The organism is Desulfovibrio porci, from assembly GCF_009696265.1.
Classification (GTDB): Bacteria; Desulfobacterota; Desulfovibrionia; order Desulfovibrionales; family Desulfovibrionaceae; genus Desulfovibrio; species Desulfovibrio porci.
This window is the reverse complement of sequence record NZ_VUMH01000001.1, coordinates 230,003-245,422: the sequence shown is the minus strand read 5'-3', so window position 1 is coordinate 245,422 and position 15,420 is coordinate 230,003. Positions and strand designations below refer to the sequence as shown.

The 15,420-nt window shown below is 63.5% G+C and carries 14 protein-coding genes; 5 read left to right on the top strand and 9 right to left on the bottom strand.

Going from position 1 to position 15,420, the window contains the following annotated elements:
* Window positions 1-76: 76 nt before the first annotated feature.
* Window positions 77-331 (bottom strand): FmdB family zinc ribbon protein, encoded by a 255-nt coding sequence (locus FYJ44_RS01070; RefSeq protein WP_154508363.1) that lies wholly within the window; start codon window positions 329-331, stop codon window positions 77-79.
* Window positions 332-529: 198 nt separating this feature from the next.
* Here FYJ44_RS01070 and FYJ44_RS01065 point away from each other — a divergent pair, with 198 nt between their 5' ends.
* Window positions 530-1,111, top strand: coding sequence for a DJ-1/PfpI family protein (locus FYJ44_RS01065; protein ID WP_154508361.1), 582 nt, complete (start codon window positions 530-532; stop codon window positions 1,109-1,111).
* A gap of 45 nt (window positions 1,112-1,156) precedes the next feature.
* Here the strand turns inward: FYJ44_RS01065 and FYJ44_RS01060 are convergent, their stop codons facing one another.
* Complete coding sequence (locus FYJ44_RS01060; RefSeq protein WP_195840925.1) at window positions 1,157-2,551, bottom strand: MiaB/RimO family radical SAM methylthiotransferase; 1,395 nt, start codon at window positions 2,549-2,551, stop codon at window positions 1,157-1,159.
* Window positions 2,552-2,615: 64 nt separating this feature from the next.
* Here FYJ44_RS01060 and FYJ44_RS01055 point away from each other — a divergent pair, with 64 nt between their 5' ends.
* Window positions 2,616-3,476 (top strand): M15 family metallopeptidase, encoded by an 861-nt coding sequence (locus FYJ44_RS01055; RefSeq protein ID WP_154508357.1) that lies wholly within the window; start codon window positions 2,616-2,618, stop codon window positions 3,474-3,476.
* A gap of 10 nt (window positions 3,477-3,486) precedes the next feature.
* On the opposite strand, the gene pgl is transcribed toward FYJ44_RS01055, so the two are convergent.
* The 7 genes from pgl to FYJ44_RS01020 form a co-directional block, all read right to left on the bottom strand.
* Window positions 3,487-4,233: a 6-phosphogluconolactonase gene (gene pgl / locus FYJ44_RS01050; protein WP_154508355.1), complete on the bottom strand. Its 747-nt coding sequence runs from the start codon at window positions 4,231-4,233 to the stop codon at window positions 3,487-3,489.
* Window positions 4,234-4,371: 138 nt separating this feature from the next.
* The gene (locus FYJ44_RS01045; protein WP_154508353.1) at window positions 4,372-5,523 is read right to left on the bottom strand and encodes a translation initiation factor IF-2; all 1,152 of its coding nucleotides are present in this window, start codon (window positions 5,521-5,523) and stop codon (window positions 4,372-4,374) included.
* Entirely contained in the window at window positions 5,520-6,287 is a 768-nt protein-coding gene (locus tag FYJ44_RS01040) for a class I SAM-dependent methyltransferase (protein ID WP_154508351.1), read from the bottom strand. Before FYJ44_RS01040 ends, FYJ44_RS01045 begins: the two co-directional genes overlap by 4 nt.
* 130 nt (window positions 6,288-6,417) lie before the next feature.
* Window positions 6,418-7,560 carry a metallophosphoesterase gene (locus FYJ44_RS01035; protein WP_154508349.1) on the bottom strand — a complete coding sequence of 381 codons (1,143 nt, stop codon included), beginning with the start codon at window positions 7,558-7,560 and terminating at the stop codon, window positions 6,418-6,420.
* 181 nt (window positions 7,561-7,741) lie between these two features.
* On the bottom strand, window positions 7,742-8,125 hold the full coding sequence (locus tag FYJ44_RS01030) for a RidA family protein (RefSeq protein WP_154508347.1): 384 nt from the start codon (window positions 8,123-8,125) through the stop codon (window positions 7,742-7,744).
* Between the two features lie 11 nt (window positions 8,126-8,136).
* Window positions 8,137-9,363 (bottom strand): aromatic amino acid transport family protein, encoded by a 1,227-nt coding sequence (locus tag FYJ44_RS01025; protein ID WP_154508345.1) that lies wholly within the window; start codon window positions 9,361-9,363, stop codon window positions 8,137-8,139.
* Entirely contained in the window at window positions 9,360-9,569 is a 210-nt protein-coding gene (locus FYJ44_RS01020) for a hypothetical protein (RefSeq protein ID WP_229772433.1), read from the bottom strand. Before FYJ44_RS01020 ends, FYJ44_RS01025 begins: the two co-directional genes overlap by 4 nt.
* Before the next feature lie 224 nt (window positions 9,570-9,793).
* Between FYJ44_RS01020 and ettA the strand changes: the two genes are divergently transcribed.
* The 3 genes from ettA (at window position 9,794) to kdpA (ending at window position 15,409) form a co-directional block, all read left to right on the top strand.
* Window positions 9,794-11,476 carry an energy-dependent translational throttle protein EttA gene (gene ettA, locus FYJ44_RS01015; RefSeq protein ID WP_154508343.1) on the top strand — a complete coding sequence of 561 codons (1,683 nt, stop codon included), beginning with the start codon at window positions 9,794-9,796 and terminating at the stop codon, window positions 11,474-11,476.
* Between the two features lie 84 nt (window positions 11,477-11,560).
* On the top strand, window positions 11,561-13,153 hold the full coding sequence (locus FYJ44_RS01010) for a DUF4139 domain-containing protein (protein ID WP_229772432.1): 1,593 nt from the start codon (window positions 11,561-11,563) through the stop codon (window positions 13,151-13,153).
* A 591-nt stretch (window positions 13,154-13,744) separates the two neighbouring features.
* Window positions 13,745-15,409 carry a potassium-transporting ATPase subunit KdpA gene (kdpA, locus tag FYJ44_RS01005; RefSeq protein WP_154508339.1) on the top strand — a complete coding sequence of 555 codons (1,665 nt, stop codon included), beginning with the start codon at window positions 13,745-13,747 and terminating at the stop codon, window positions 15,407-15,409.
* The last annotated feature ends 11 nt before the right edge of the window (window positions 15,410-15,420 follow it).

The window sequence follows — 15,420 nt, the reverse complement described above, 5'->3', positions numbered from 1 at the left end:
GGGGGAATGCAAGAAAGGCCGCCGTTGCAACGGTGGCCTTTCAGTATGGCAATCCGACGGATTGCGGCTAGCTTCCTCAGGAAAAACCGCCACCGCCACAGCCGCCCGCTCCGGCGGAACCGCCGCAGGAGGGCATGCCCGTGCCCATGGGGCGCACCGGGCCGGGCTTGAAGGGAAACGCTCCGGTTTTCAGGGGGCTCGGGGCGCTCATCTGGCGTTCCGTGGCGGTGGACCCGCATTGGGGACAGGCTGGCGACGCGGCCTCCCCGTTCAGGACCAATTCCTCAAATTTTTCTCCGCAGGCTGTGCAGAGAAAGTCGTACATGGGCATAACGGCCTCCGGCAGCAGGAATGTTCGTCCGTCGGAGCCGGCAGTGGGGCTTGCCGACGGGCCTTGCCTGCATATATAAGAATGCATATCGGCAAGGCAAGAGCGACAAGCTCTTCCTGGCGCCGTGAACCCGTCAACCGGGCCCCGCCGGGGCCATGCATGGCGGTCCCGTCGGGACCTGTCCAAGGAGTAAAGATCATGAAAAAGATTTTATTGCTGGCCGGAGATTTTGTGGAAGACTATGAAGTGATGGTGCCCTTTCAGATGCTCCAGATGGTGGGCTATGAAGTGCATGCCGTCTGCCCCGGCAAAAAGCCCGGCGATACGGTGAAGACCGCCATTCATGACTTTGAGGGCGACCAGACCTACTCTGAAAAGCGCGGCCACAATTTTGTCATCAATTATGATTTCGACAAGGTCAATACTGCCGATTACGCGGGGCTGGTCGTGCCCGGCGGCCGCGCCCCGGAATATCTGCGTCTGAATTCCCGCCTGCTGGAAATCGTGCGTGAGTTCAACGCGGCCAAAAAACCCATTGCGGCTGTCTGCCACGGCCCGCAGATACTGGTCTCCGCCGGGGTGCTGAAAGGCTGCACCTGCACCGCTTACCCGGCGGTGAAGCCCGACGTGGTGGACGCCGGGGCCACCTGGGCCGACACCAATGAAACCTTCACCAACGCGGTGGTGGACGGCAATCTGGTCACGGCTCCGGCCTGGCCCGCGCATCCGGCCTGGATTGCGGCCTTTATCAAGATGCTGGGCGGCAAAATCAGCGTTTAGGCAGCATGCGCCGCATATAAAAACGGGGGCTTCGGCCCCCTTTTTTCATGCTTCATTTTTTTTCAGTTCCACCAGCAGGCCTTTTTCCGTGACCCGCACGGGCCGCGCGGCCAGCAGGCCGGTCAGCGCGTCGGGCTGACCAGCCGCACCCGCCGCCGGGGCGCGGAACAGGCAGGGAGCGTAAAATTCGTTGACGCCCTTGCACCATACGCCGGGGCCGTCACCGATTTCCGGAGCTTCGCGCTCCGCTTCCGGCGGAACGTGTTTCGAGGCGTCGGCGGCCACCAGCATGCCCGGCAGGTCGAGTTGGTCCCGCAAAAAGCGCTGGTGGCGGCGCGCCACGGCCTCACGCGTCAGGGCGGCGCGTTTGAGCTTGACAGCCTGGGGCAGATGACCGGCAAAGGCGTCCGCCGCCGTGCCTGGCCGCCGCGAATAGGGAAAGACGTGCGCGTAGCTCAGGGGCAGGCGTTCAATCAGTTCCAGCAGCAGGCGCAGGTCTTCATCCGTTTCGCCGGGAAAGCCCACCAGAATGTCCGCGCCCAGCCCGATGCGCGGCCAGTGGGCCGTCAGGGCGGCCACGGCTTCTTCCAGCATGGCCGCCGTATAATGGCCGCGTCCCATGCGCTTGAGCACCGCCAGGCTGGCGTGCTGAAGCGAAATATGCAGATGCGGGCAGAGCAGGCGGCAGGCCGTCAGGGTTTCCAGGCCGCGTCCGCCCAGTTGCGACGGCTCCAGAGAGCTGATCCGCAGCCGTGCCCGGCCCGCGAATTCCGGGGCCAGGTTTTCGTCCAGAAAGCGCAGCAGGTCCCAAAAGTCGCCGTAACCGGGGACGTCGCGGCCGTATTGGCGCAGATTGACGCCGGAAAGCATCAGTTCCGCGTAACCGGCGCGCAGCAGGCGGCGGGCCTCGTCCAGAACCTCTTGCGGGGCGCGGCTGCGGGGCTTGCCGCGCGTGAGCGGCACAATGCAGTAGGTGCAGCGGTGGGCGCAGCCGTCCTGCACTTTGAGCACAGGCCGGGCGCGTCGGAATGCGTTGATCTGAAAAGGTGGAAAAGCCGGGGCCGCCGGGAACGCGGGAATGCTCTCCTCAGGCCAGGGACCGCGCAACAGGCGGCTTTTGTCCTCCTGCGGCACCAGAAGATCCGGCTCGGCCCAGACCGCGCCGGGCCGGGGGCGGAAGTCCGCGAACAGGCGGGCCGCGCAACCGGTGAGGATCAGACGGGCGGCCGGGGCTTCGCGCCGCAGACGGAAAACCGCGTTGCGCGCGTCGCGTTCGCCCTTGGCCGTGATGGCGCAACTGTTGACGCAGAGCACGTCGGCCTCACCCGGCGCGTCGCATTCCACGCCGCCCAGCTTTTGCCAGGCTTCGCGCAGGGATTGGCTTTCGTACTGGTTGACCTTGCAGCCGAAGGTCGCAATGAAGAATTTCCAGGCAGGCATGGCCGCTGATGTACGCAAAAGCGCCCGCCTTGACAAGCGCGGGCGGGTCGCGTCAGGCTGGGACATGCGTTGTTTTTTGTTGCTTTGCTGGCTGCTGGGTTGCGCGCCCGGCATGGTCCATGCCTTGCCGTCCGTGCCGGATGCCCCGGCGGAGGACGCGCTCAATCTCTACTGTCTGCGCCTGTCCTATCCCGCCGTGAGCGCCCTGGAGCGTGACGGCGACGGCGCGCAATGGCTGGTGCTGGCCGACGGCCGCCGGGTGCTTTACAGCCGGGGGCGGGCCGAGCTTCAGGCTGACCCCTGGAATGTGGACGTGCGGACCAGCATGGCCGACCTTTATCCGCTGGAGCCGGAACGTCCCGCCACTCCGTCGGGCGTCGCGCCCGGGCGGCGGCGCTCCTACGCCCTGCTGGCGGCCTTGTACGGCGCGGATGCCGGAGAAGTGGGCAGGGGGCTGCACACGGCGCTGCTGCTGGGGCAGCCCGTCCGCATGGCAAAAGCGGCGGCGCTGGCCCTGCGAAAAGTGGAACCCTTGCTGGCAGAAGCCGTGCGCGAAGAGCCGGGACTGCGCGGTCTGCTCAAGTCCGACGGCGGTTTTTTGTGGCGTCGCGTGGCCGGGGAACAACGTCTGAGCCCGCATGCCTATGGCGTGGCCCTGGACCTGAGCGCCCGGCGCGCGCCCTATTGGCGCTGGAGCCGCCTGCGGCCCCATCCCATGCAGCAAAGTTATCCTCCGGCCATTGTGACGGCTTTTGAATCGCAGGGCTTCATCTGGGGCGGCAAGTGGCACGAGTACGACCTCATGCATTTTGAATATCGCCCGGAACTGATCTGCAAGGCGCGCATTCTGCGGGGACTGGAAAAAATGAACGCCGCCGGTTTCGAAACCGGCGGCGCGACGGGCGAAATGGAACCGCGCCCTTGAGGAGAGACGCTTATTTGCCGGTGGCGGCGGCCTCGTCCACAACCCAGATCAGATCGCCGATGCTCGGCCGGACCATCTGGGCGGGCAGGGTGGGCTCGGCCAGAAGATTGAGGGCGCGGGAAAGCACGTCGTGTTTTTCCGCGCCGGTGACCAGAAACATGCAGCAGCGGGCGTTGTTGATGACCGGCAGGGTCAGGGTCAGACGGTCGGCCTTGCGTTCGGGCACGTACTGGTCAATGACCAGGCGTTTTTTCTCGGCCAAGGCCGGAGAGTTGGGGAAGATGGAGCCGGTGTGCCCGTCCTCGCCCATGCCCAGCAGCATGAAGTCGAAGCGCGGCAGTTCCTGCGGGCCGAGATTGAAGTCGTTGCGGATCTGCTGTTCGTACTTGACGGCGGCCTCCACCGGGTCGGCTTCGCCGCGCATGCGGAAAAAGTGCATGGCCGGCACATGGCTCAGCAGTTCGCGCCGGGCCAGACCGTAGTTGCTCTCCGGGTGCTCGGGCCCCACACAGCGTTCATCCACCCAGAAAAAGGTCATTTTATCCCAGGGCAGCCGGTCCGCCCAGTCGCTGGCGGCCAGCAGGCTGAAAAGAGGGATGGGGGTCTGCCCGCCGGAAAGGGCGATCTTGAATACGCCGCGCTCGGCCACGGCTTCTTCGCAGGCCGCCGCCAGGATGTGGGCGGCGCGTTCGGCCATGGCGGCAGGATCTTTGTGGATATGCACGGAAAGATGAATGGAACGGCTACGGCCCTGCATGTGAGGCTCCTTGCGTAAATGCCGCCGGATGTGCGTCGGCGGAAGCTTTCGTATTCGAACCGCTTCACTATGGCATAGATGCCCTGGAGAGAAAAGCCATATTTTTCACTCCGCTGCTAACCTGCTGAAAGTACTTCCTCATTCGTCTTGCAGCGACAGCCGGAATCGGTTCTGAAAGATGGGCGAGAGGCAGAAACCCAAAGGATGATTATGCCCCGGCTTGTTGCAGGCTTTCAGAATGTCGGGGACATCGACAATATGCAGCACTTCGGCATTGCTCAGCCCCAGGGTGCGCCAGCCGGCGGAGCAGGTGAGCGGCCCTGCCGCCAGAATTCGCTGGCCCTGCGGGCTCTGTCCGTCCAGTTCGATGCTCCAGCGCTGCTCGAAATCCTCGCCCGGCGCGATGGGCCGGGCCGTGTTGAGAAAACGGCGCAGCAGTTTCGTGCCGTCCGGACCGCTGAAGGTGGCGTCCAGGTCCAGATTGTTCACGGAAACGTCACCCGTGTTGCGGGCCAGCACATGCGCCACCAGCACCAGGGTTTTGCCGTCGGAAAGCAGGCCCGCGCTGGCCGTGCAGGATTGCAGGGCCAGAATGCCGTTCATGCGCTTGCGGGTGGCGGCGTTCTTGCGGATCAGCACATCATGGCGGGCGGTCAGGCGCGCGAGCAGGGCGGCGCGAAGCTGTTTGGCCAGTTCAGCGGCGTTGACCAGGTCGCGGACGACCCAGCCGTCCGGTCCATGCTCCATGCTGAGGATCAGGGGAAAGGTGCGCTTCAGCTGCGGATGCTGGATGCTGGCGGAGATCAGGACCGTGCCGTTTTCAGCCCGGCGCATGCTGAGGCTGGAGGTGAGCTGGGCCAGAAAGTCGGGCGGCAGCAGAATCAGCGGCTGTTGCAGCAGTTTTTGCGGATCATCCTCTTTGGCCGCGTCGCCCTTGGGCGGTTCTTCCTTGCTCAGGAATTTTTTGAGCAGGCCGGTCTGGATGATGTTTTTCAGATCATGAATCTGATCCGGTCCGCGTTTGAAAAAGGCAAAAACTTCTGTGACGGCCTTGGCCAGATGTTCGGAGAGGGTGTTGAAATCCACGAGCAGGGCCAGTTCTTCCGGCTTGGGCGGCGTGAGGGCCGCGGTCAGGCGGACAAAGGCGTACTCGCTGCTCTGGCGGTACTGGTAATAGCGCCAGCCGTAAAAGCCTCCCGCAGTCAGGGCCGCCACCAGCAGAGCCACGGTCAGGGCCAGAAGATGCGCGCGCGCCATGGCGATCAATGGGGAAAGCAGGGGCAGCTTCATGAGCTTTTCCGCCGTTTGTTGAGGGGAGAGGCAAGATTTTTCTGCCCGCATTCCAGCGCCGGTTCGGGACGGCGCAAGCGTCCCCGTCCCAGGCGCAGGGGCAGAGGCGTCACCGGTCTGAGCGGGGCCAGATCCAGACGGATGATGCTCCATGCGCCCAGCGGCAGGCCGCGCAGCCAGGTATTGCAGGGCGCGGCGGCGCATTGTCTGTTCCAGGTGCGCATGGGCCCGGCAAGGGTGCTCAGGCTGGTCAGGCGGCCGGTTCTGAAACCCCTGAACAGCCGCCAGACGCGCCACCAGCTGTGGCCCGGAGCGGGCCAGACGGCCTTGCGGCCGCTCAGGCGACGGCAGAAACCGGGCAGGGAGGCGGTATTCCAGAAGGTCACGGCCAGACCCCGTGCCGCCACTCGCAAGGCCTCGCGCACACTGGCCGCGAGAGCGTCGCCGTCGGCGGCCGTAACATGCAGCACAACCCAGTCAAACTCATTGTCCTCAAAAGGCAGGTGATCATCGGCGGCGGCTTCCACCTCCGCTTTGGCGGCGGCATTGATGGCCGCCTGCGCCCGCAGGCAGGGCGTCCGCTCCGTGCCGGTCACGTCAAAACCGCATTCCCAGAGCAGGGGCAGGAACAGACCTTCGCCGCAGTTGATTTCCAGAAGACTTGCGCCCCGGCGCGGCCAGGCCGCCAGGCTCTGCTGCAGCAGGCGCATTTGAAGGCTCAGGGCGAAACGCCCCGTAGGCTCTGATGACCATTGCTTTTCCATCAACTGTGACCTTTTTCCTCTTTTTCAACCGGAGTCGGGCATAGCTCACTATTTTGCAAAACCCGGAAAATGGCAAGGGGGAGGCGTGAGACTTTCAGCGTATTCCGGACGGAAACCGCCGCCGGCTCCTTTATGGCGCGCTGCGCGGGGCGCGCAACGTGATCTCCGTGATTTCCGAAGGCACGAGCAGGCGCAGGGGAAAGCCCGCCCACAGGCCGCTGCCGGGGCTCACATACAGAGTAGCGTCTCCCGCGTGATAGTTTCCGGCCAGAAAGCCGTCGTTGAAAAAAGCCATCAGTTGGTTGACCCCGGCCAGCTGGCCGCCGTGGGTATGGCCGGAAAGCTGAAGGTCCACATTCTCCTCGGCGCTCTGCGCGATCAGGCGGGGGCGGTGGGCCAGCATGATGCGCGTGGCGTCCGGGGGCGCGCCCGCCAAGGCTTGCGGGATGTCGGGGCCGGGCAGGCCGAAGGCCGGGGCCGCCTGATCCGTGACGCCCGCCAGCACCAGTTGCCGTCCCCGCGTTTCCAGAACCACATGGGCGTTTTCCAGGGGATGGATGCCCTGTGCGCGGCTTTTTTTCATCCAGCCCTGGTAGCCCCAGTAATATTCATGGTTGCCCGCGCAGGAAAACACGCCCAGGGGCGCGCGTAAGTGCGCCAGAGGCGCGATGTCTTCGTTGCGCCGGGCGGGCGGCCCGTCGGCCAGATCGCCGGTGATCACGATCAGATCCGGCTTGAGCGCGTTGACCCTGTCCACCACGGCCCGGACCCAGTCGCGGGGAAAGGCCGGGCTGATATGCAGATCCGAAAGCTGGACGATGCGCAGACCGTCCAGAGCCCGCGGCAGACGGGGCAGGACCAGATTGAACTTGTGCACGTCCGGCACGCGCAGGGCCTGCCGGACGGCCGTCGCGCTCAGCAGCAGGGAGAGCGCCAGCAGGCCCGCGGCCCATTGTCCGCTGGAAAAGGACAGGGCCGGCAGTTGAGGCAGAAATTTGCGCGCCAGCCAGAGCGCCAACAGCAAAGCGTCGCGCAGCGCGCAGAGGATGATCAGCAGGACCAGCGAGCCGTGCAGCACCCCTGTGGCGGCCATCAACCAGCGCGGCAGCTCGGGCATCATGGTGCCGAAGGCCAGACGGAAAAAATAGAGTTTCAGCGCGAAAAGCAGCACCAGCAGGGCAAGGACAAGCTTGACCCAGAGCGGCAGTCGCAGGGGCAGGATCAGGCGGACGATGACATAGAGCGAAAGAACCGTGGTGAGGAAATGCAGCATAAAAGGGAGCGGTGAAAAATGTTGGCGGATGCCGGGGAATGTATTTGCGCTGTTCAGTGCCGGAGCGCGCGTCTTCAAACTTTAGAATGTACATTCTTAATGCTGATCTGTCCTAGCCTGAAACGGGCGGAAGAGCGCGACGGCTCTTCCGCCCGTGGAAAACGCGGAAGCGTTCCGGGCGTCAGGCCACGGCGATAGCTTCGATTTCCACCTGCACGCCCAGCGGCAGGGCGCTGACTTCCACGCAGGAGCGGGCCGGGCAGGGCGCTTTGAAATATTGCTTGTAGACTTCGTTGACCTTGGGGAAATTGCTTATGTCGGTGATGAAAACCGTGGTCTTGACCACGTTGTCCAGGCTGAGGCCCTGGGATTCCAGAACGGCCGCCAGGTTTTTGCAGGCCCGCGCGGCCTGTTCCTCAATGCCGCCTTCCACCAGCTTGCCGGTGGCCGGATCAAGGGGCACTTGGCCGGAAAGAAAGAGCAGATCCCCCGCCGCGCGGATGGCCTGGCTGTACGGGCCCACGGCGGCGGGCGCTTTGTCGGTGCTGATGACTTCCTTTTTCATGACCTTCTCCTTTAGTGATACATGGGTAAGAGTTTGAAGACAAAGAGAGTATGGCAGACGGCCACAAGAATGCCGTACAACAGCAGCATGGGGATGAGAAGCGCGCCGCCCGGCGCGGCGTAGCCGTGCGCGGCGAAACGCCTCCGCCCGGCCCGCAGAAGCAGGGCGGGCACGATCACGGACCAGATGGAGGCCGCCAGCCCGGCCCAACCGATGGCGGGCAGAAAACCGTCCGGCCAGATCAGGCCGCAGAGCATGGGCGGCGCGAAGGTGATCAGCAGGGTTTTGGTGCGCCCCCGGCGGCTGTCGTCAAAATTGCACAAATCGGCCATGTAGTCAAAAAGCCCCAGACCCGCGCCCAGAAAGGAGGTGGCTACGGCCAGCAGGGAAAAGGCCTCCAGCAGGCGCAGAACGACGCCGCTCAGGCTGTTGCCCGCGGCGGCCACTAGGTTGCCCACATTGCCGCCGTCGGCGATGACGGTCTTGAACTGCTCACGCGGGATATTGCCGTCCGCCGCCACAATCCAGGAGAGATAGCAGGCCAGGGCGATGAGGGTGCCGTAGCGCAGGCAGGCGTTGATGGTGCGGGGTTCCTTGCCCAGATACTTGACCAGACTCGGGACCGAGGCATGGAAGCAGAACGAGGTCAGGTAGGTGGACACAGCGCCCCAGACAAAGATGGTCTGACCGCCGCCGCCCTCGACGTCCAGCAGGGTGTCCAGGCGGATATGGCCGATCATGCCGCTGATGGAGAGCAGGAAGGACAGGGCCATGCCGCCCATCAGCAGCACGGAAAGGCGGTCCACCATTTTGGAACTCCACCAGACGCAGGCCGTGAGCAGCAGGGCGAAGAACAGGCTGGAGAGCAGGCGGGGCGGCGTGCCGCCCAACAGAGGCGCGAGGCTCTGCTGCACTACGGAGCCGCCGCCGCTGACGTAGGCGTAGACCAGGGTGTAGAGCACAAAGGCCACAGCCAGGCCGTTGAGCGTGCTCCAGAACGGGCCCAGCAGTTCGCGTACCAGGGTGTGGAAGCTGTCGCCCGGCTGAAAATGCAGGTTGACCTCCAGAATGGCCTGGCTGGAGCGGAACATGCAGAACCAGGAGATCAGCAGCAGGGCCACGGACCAGTAAAACCACATGCCCGCCGAAATCATGGGCAGGGCCAGCATGCCCGCGCCGATGGCCGTTCCGGCCACAATCATGGTGCCGCCCAGAATGGAGAGGAAGCGGCTGTTCATGCCTGCTCCTTGTTTGCCGCCGCGCTGAGCGGCCGGGTGTGAAAGTCATTGGACAACAACGCCCCGGAAAGGTTCTGCCAGACGCTGAACAAGACTCCGGCAATGGCCGGGGCCGGTGAAAAACGGGGCAGGGCCGAGCAGGCGATGATGACGACGCCCATGAGGCGGGTGACAACGGTGCTGAGCCTGTGTGCGAGGCGCGGCAAAAGAGCTCTCCGGCTGCTTGGGGGAAGAGGGAACGTGCAAAAACGTGTTCCGCATACTGGCAGAGAGCGCGGATGATGGCAAGCGCGGGCGGGGAAAGGGCGCTAAATGGGCGAACTTGAAAAACGCCCTGGTCCCGGCTATTATCTTCTTTTACATCCGGGCCGGACGGACACGCGCGGGACAATTTCATCCGCGCGCCGGGGCCCCAGACTCTGAGGAGCCTATGAGCAACGAACCGGACAAGATTATTTATTCCATGATCCGCGTGTCCAAGCGCCACGGCCAGAAGGAAGTGCTGAAAGACATTTCCCTCTCCTATTTTTACGGGGCCAAAATCGGCGTGCTGGGCCTTAACGGCGCGGGCAAATCCAGTCTGCTGAAAATTCTGGCCGGTGTGGACCAGGCCTTTGACGGCAAGACCGTGCTGGCCCCCGGCTATACCATCGGCTATCTGGAGCAGGAGCCCCTGGCCCATGAAACGCGCACGGTGCGCGAAGTGGTGGAGGAGGGCGTCAGCGACCTTACGGCCATCGCCAAAGAGTTTGAGGAAATCAACGCCAGATTCGCCGAACCCATGGAGCCGGAGGAAATGGACGCCCTCATCGCCAAACAGGCCGAGGTGCAGGAACTCATGGACGCCAAGGGCGTCTGGGATCTGGACTCGCGCCTGGAAATGGCCATGGACGCCCTGCGCTGTCCCCCCGGCGACATGCCGGTGGACAAGATTTCCGGCGGCGAACGCCGCCGTGTGGCCCTCTGCCGCCTGCTGCTCCAGAATCCCGACATTCTGCTGCTGGACGAACCCACCAACCACCTGGACGCCGAGTCCGTAGCCTGGCTGGAGAGTTATCTGGGCACCTTCCCCGGCACGGTCATTGCCGTGACTCACGACCGGTATTTCCTGGACAACGTGGCCGGTTGGATTCTGGAGCTGGACCGTGGCCGGGGCATCCCCTGGAAGGGCAATTATTCCTCTTGGCTGGAGCAGAAGCAGAAGCGTCTGTCCGGCGAAGAAAAGGCCGAGGCCGAGCGCCAGAAAACCCTGGCCCGCGAACTGGAGTGGATCCGCATGTCGCCCAAGGGCCGTCACGCCAAGGGCAAGGCCAGGATCAACGCCTATGAGGCCATGCTTTCGCATGAGAGCGAAAAGCGCGCGCCGGATCTGGAAATCTACATTCCGCCGGGACCGCGTCTGGGCAAGAGCGTCATCGAGCTCAAGGGCGTGAGCAAGAGCATGGGCGACCGTCTGCTTATGGACAAGGCCGACGCCCTGATCCCGGCGGGCGCCATTGTGGGCATCATCGGCCCCAACGGCGCGGGCAAAACAACATTGTTCAAGATGCTGGTGGGGCAGGAGAAACCTGATTCCGGCAGCCTGAGCGTGGGCGACACCGTGCAGTTCGCCTACGTGGACCAGGGGCGCGAGTCGCTCACGCCCGGCAAGACCGTCTATGAACTGATCAGCGACGGGCAGGAGACCATCCGGCTCGGCGGGCGCGAGGTCAACGCGCGCGCCTATTGCACGCGCTTCAATTTCCACGGCGCGGATCAGCAGAAAAAGGCGGACGTGCTCTCCGGCGGGGAGCGCAACCGCCTGCACCTGGCCCGCATGCTCAAGTCCGGGGCCAACGTCCTGCTGCTGGACGAACCCACCAACGACATTGACGTGAACACCATGCGCGCCCTGGAAGACGCGCTGGACAACTTCGCCGGCTGCGTGCTGGTCGTCAGCCATGACCGCTGGTTCCTGGACCGCGTGGCCACCCACATCATGGCCTTTGAAGGCGATTCCAGCGTGGCCTTTTTTGAAGGCAATTTCACGGAATATGAGGAAGACCGCAAAAAGCGTCTGGGCAAGGAGGCTGAAACGCCGCACCGCCCCAAATTCCGCAAACTGACACGATAACGGCCCGCCCCGCGCCGGGCGTCGGCATGGCCTGGCGTGATCCGGCGCAACGGCGCAAGCCGTGGAGGTTCAATGCATACAAGTATGACATCAGTATGGCGGCGGCCCGGAGCTTTGCTCCGGCTGCTGCCGGGCCTTACGCTTTTATTGTTGATCCCGTTGTTCTGCCTGTCCCTTGCCGGACGGGCGGCGGCCGCCGAGGCCGCCCCGGCGAAGCAGCCCGAACTGGCCGATCCGGTTTCAGCCCTGCTGTCGCCCGGCGGCGGCGTGCTTGACGTGGAGGACAACGCGCCGGTTACGACCAACGGCGGCGTGAGCGTGCTGCATTTTGTGATTCCCGGCGACGCGGAAAACCTGCAACTGACCGTGCCCGGCCAGAGCGTGGCCCGCTGGAGTGCCGTGCCCCAGTCGCTGGAGCAGAGCGGCGATCTGGCCCGGCTGCGCGAGGAGCTGCTGGCCGAACAGGCCCGCCTGAACGGGCGGCTCACCGCCGTGACCGCCCGGCTGGCCCTCTGGCAGGCCCATCCCGAAACCATCACCCTGTCGGAACTGGAGCAGCGCGAAAAAAAGATGCAGGATGCGATCCCCGGTCTGGCCCGTGAGCAGGCGGATCTGGGACGCCGCCTGAAACTTGTGCGGCAGGAGCTGGAACGCCTGCCCGCCAGCCCCGAACTGGGGCAGCGGATCAGCGTCACCCTGCAAAAGGCCGTGTCCGGCGTGGAAAAATTGCCGGTCCGTTACAGCTATACCCTGCGCAACTGCGGCTGGCAGCCTGTCTATGCCTTCAATGCCCAGCCGGAAAAGGGCGACGGCGACGTCATCGACGTGCGCCTCATGGCTGAAGTCTGGCAGTTCACGGGCATGGACTGGCGGAACACCAAGCTGACGCTGGCCACGCGCGGTAACGGTCCGCGCGAGCCCGCCCCCCTGCCGCGCTGGGTGGTGGATTCTTCTCCCAAGCCGGAACCCGCGCCCGTGATGCTGATGCAGGCGCGTAAAGCCGCTCCCATGGCTATGGCGGCTGAGGAAGCCCCGGCCCAGGACAACGCGCCGGTGGACCTGGACGCCAGCAGCGTATACGCGACCTGGACTCCGGCTGTGCGCGGCCTGCCTGAAGGACGTTCGCGTTTGCTGATCACCGCCGACGCCTGGAAGGCCCCCCTGCAATGGCTGGCCCGGCCCGGCGTGGGCGACAGCCGCGTCTGGCTGATGGCGAAGTACGTTCTGCCGCCGCGGCAGGCCTGGCCGGAAGGCCGGGCGGAGTACAGCGTGGACGGCCAGAGCGTGGGCCAGGGTCTGTTCCGCCCGCGCGGCGGCGAAGCCACGCTCTTTTTCGGCGCGGACCCGCGCGTCAGCGTGACCACCACGGCGGACAGCAAAAAGCGCGGCGAAAGCGGCTTCATCGACACGAGCAAGAACTGGACCTGGGCCTGGACCTATGTCGTCACCAACAGCCATGCCAAGCCCGTGACCGTGCGCCTGGAGCGTCCGGCGCCCGAGATCGTGGACCAGGGCGTCAGCGTGCGTTACGACGACACCCCGCCCTCAAAGAAGGACGAGAAAGAACATATGCTCTTCTGGGATGTGAAGGTGCCTGCCGACGGCAAAGCCGAAGTGCGTCACAGCGTGACCATTTCCTCGCCGACCAAGCTGCCCTTGCTGCCGGATGCTCCGTAGGGCGTGCTGACACTACGTTCTTTTGCGCTTTGACGACGTCGAACTTCGCCTTTCCAGCAAGCAAAATCCTGTAGCGTCAACACTCTCCGGAGCCTTTTAACGTTACTATACTCTGCCTCCTGACATCTCAGCGCAACCCGCTTCCTGACGCGCGCCGCCCCTTGTGGACGGCGCGCGTTTTCGCGTTCGCGTTTTTCTGCCCTTCAGCCCGTCATACGTTTCTCCACATTACATTTTGTAATCACGGTCCTGTCCCAGATTACAATATGTAAGACAAAAGCACTTCAATAAAATTATATCTTATTGAAATTAAACATAAATATAGTTTGGTACAGGCCTTGCTCCCTGCGGGGAGCGCCGGGTGCACACCGGGCGCGAGCACTGTCGCAAGGAGGAATCATGTTTGTCATCTGCTTAGCGCTGGGTCTGGTCTTTTATGCCGCCATGGTTTTGCTGACTCTGGCCTGTGCCAAACTGTAAGAAAAGATGGAGTGCATCATGTTGTATGTATCGGGGCTGGCATTGCTGTTTTGCATTGCCTATCTCGTCTGGGTCATTCTGAATACGGAAAAACTGTAGGAGAACGCGGCCATGCTGTATGTGATTATGCTGGTGGCGCTCAGCGTCGCCGTGTCCTGGCCTCTCGGCAAGCTGGCTGCCTGGGCCATGAATGATCCGGTTTCGGATTACGGTTTCCGGCATGCCGTCGAAAACCTGTTTGTGAAGTGCGGCGGCCGTGTCGTCAGTCGGCAGCAGACCTGGAAGAACTATGCTTTGTCCATGCTGCTGTTCAACGTGCTTATTTTCATCGCCGTCTTTCTGGTTCTGGGCGCGCAACAGTGGCTGCCGCTCAATCCCGACGCCAAGGGCGCACTGGAAGGCAGTCTGATTTTCAACACCACGGCGTCTTTTACTACCAATACCAACTTGCAGCACTACTCCGGCGAACAGGCGCTCAGCTATATCGGGCAGTTCGCTTTGATGTTTCTGCAATACCTGACCCCGGCCACGGGCCTTGCCTGCCTGGCGGCGCTGGCGCGCGGCCTGTCCGGCAAAGTGCTGATGGGCAATTTCTACGCCGACGTGATGCGGGCCACCTTCCTGGTGTTGCTGCCCGTCTGCGTGGTGACGGCCAGTATGCTGGTATTGGGCGGCGTCATTATGACCTTTGACGGCTCGGTAGTCGCCCATACTCTGGAAGGGGCCAAGCAGATCATCGCCCGCGGCCCGGTGGCAGCTTTTGTGACCATCAAGCAGCTGGGCACCAACGGCGGCGGATTTTTCGGGCCAAACTCCACGCATCCTTTTGAAAACGCTGGTTTTTTCACAAATGTTGTGGAAACTATGGCCCTGATTGTTATCCCCATGGCTTGCGTCTGGATGTACGGGCGGATCACTGGCCGCATGAAGCACGCGGTCGTGATTTTCGCGGTGATGCTGAGTCTGCTCTGCGTCAAGCTGGGTTGCGCCGTGTACTTTGAAAGCGCGCCCGCCGCCGCTTTCAACGGCCTGGATATTGAAAACAGCTCCAACCTGGAGGGCAAGGAACTGCGCTACGGCACCACGGGCGGCCCGGCCTGGAGCGTCTTCACCACGGCCACCAGCAACGGTTCGGTCAACGCCATGCACGACAGCCTGAATCCGCTGTCCGGTCTCATGCCCATGATCGGCATGTGGCTCAACGTGGTCTTCGGCGGCGTGGGCGTGGGCTTCATCAATATGTTCCTTTACATCATCGTGGGCGTGTTCATCAGCGGCATGATGGTGGGGCGCACGCCGGAATACCTGGGCCGCAAGGTGGAAACGCGAGAGATGAAGCTGGCGCTGCTGGCCATTCTGGCCCATCCGCTTCTGATTCTGGGGGGCACCGCCCTGTTCGCGGCCACGCCCTGGGGCGCTGATACCGTGGCCAACCCCGGCTTCCACGGTTTTTCCGAAATACTGTACGAATTCACCTCCTCGGCGGCCAATAACGGTTCCGGTTTTGAGGGCCTGGGAGACAATACCGTGCCCTGGAACATCGCCACCGGCCTGGTCATGCTGCTGGCCCGCTATATCCCGATCATCCTGCCCCTGGCCATGGCCGGTTCCCTGGCGGCCAAGAAGGCCGCTCCCGAAACCGCCGGCACGTTGCGCACCGACAATCTGCTCTTCGGCGGCATGCTGCTGGGCTGCGTGCTCATCGTGGGCGCGCTGCTCTTCATGCCTGTGGCGGTGCTGGGGCCCATTGCCGAGCATTTGTCCGCCGTACGCTAAGGACTGAGAAT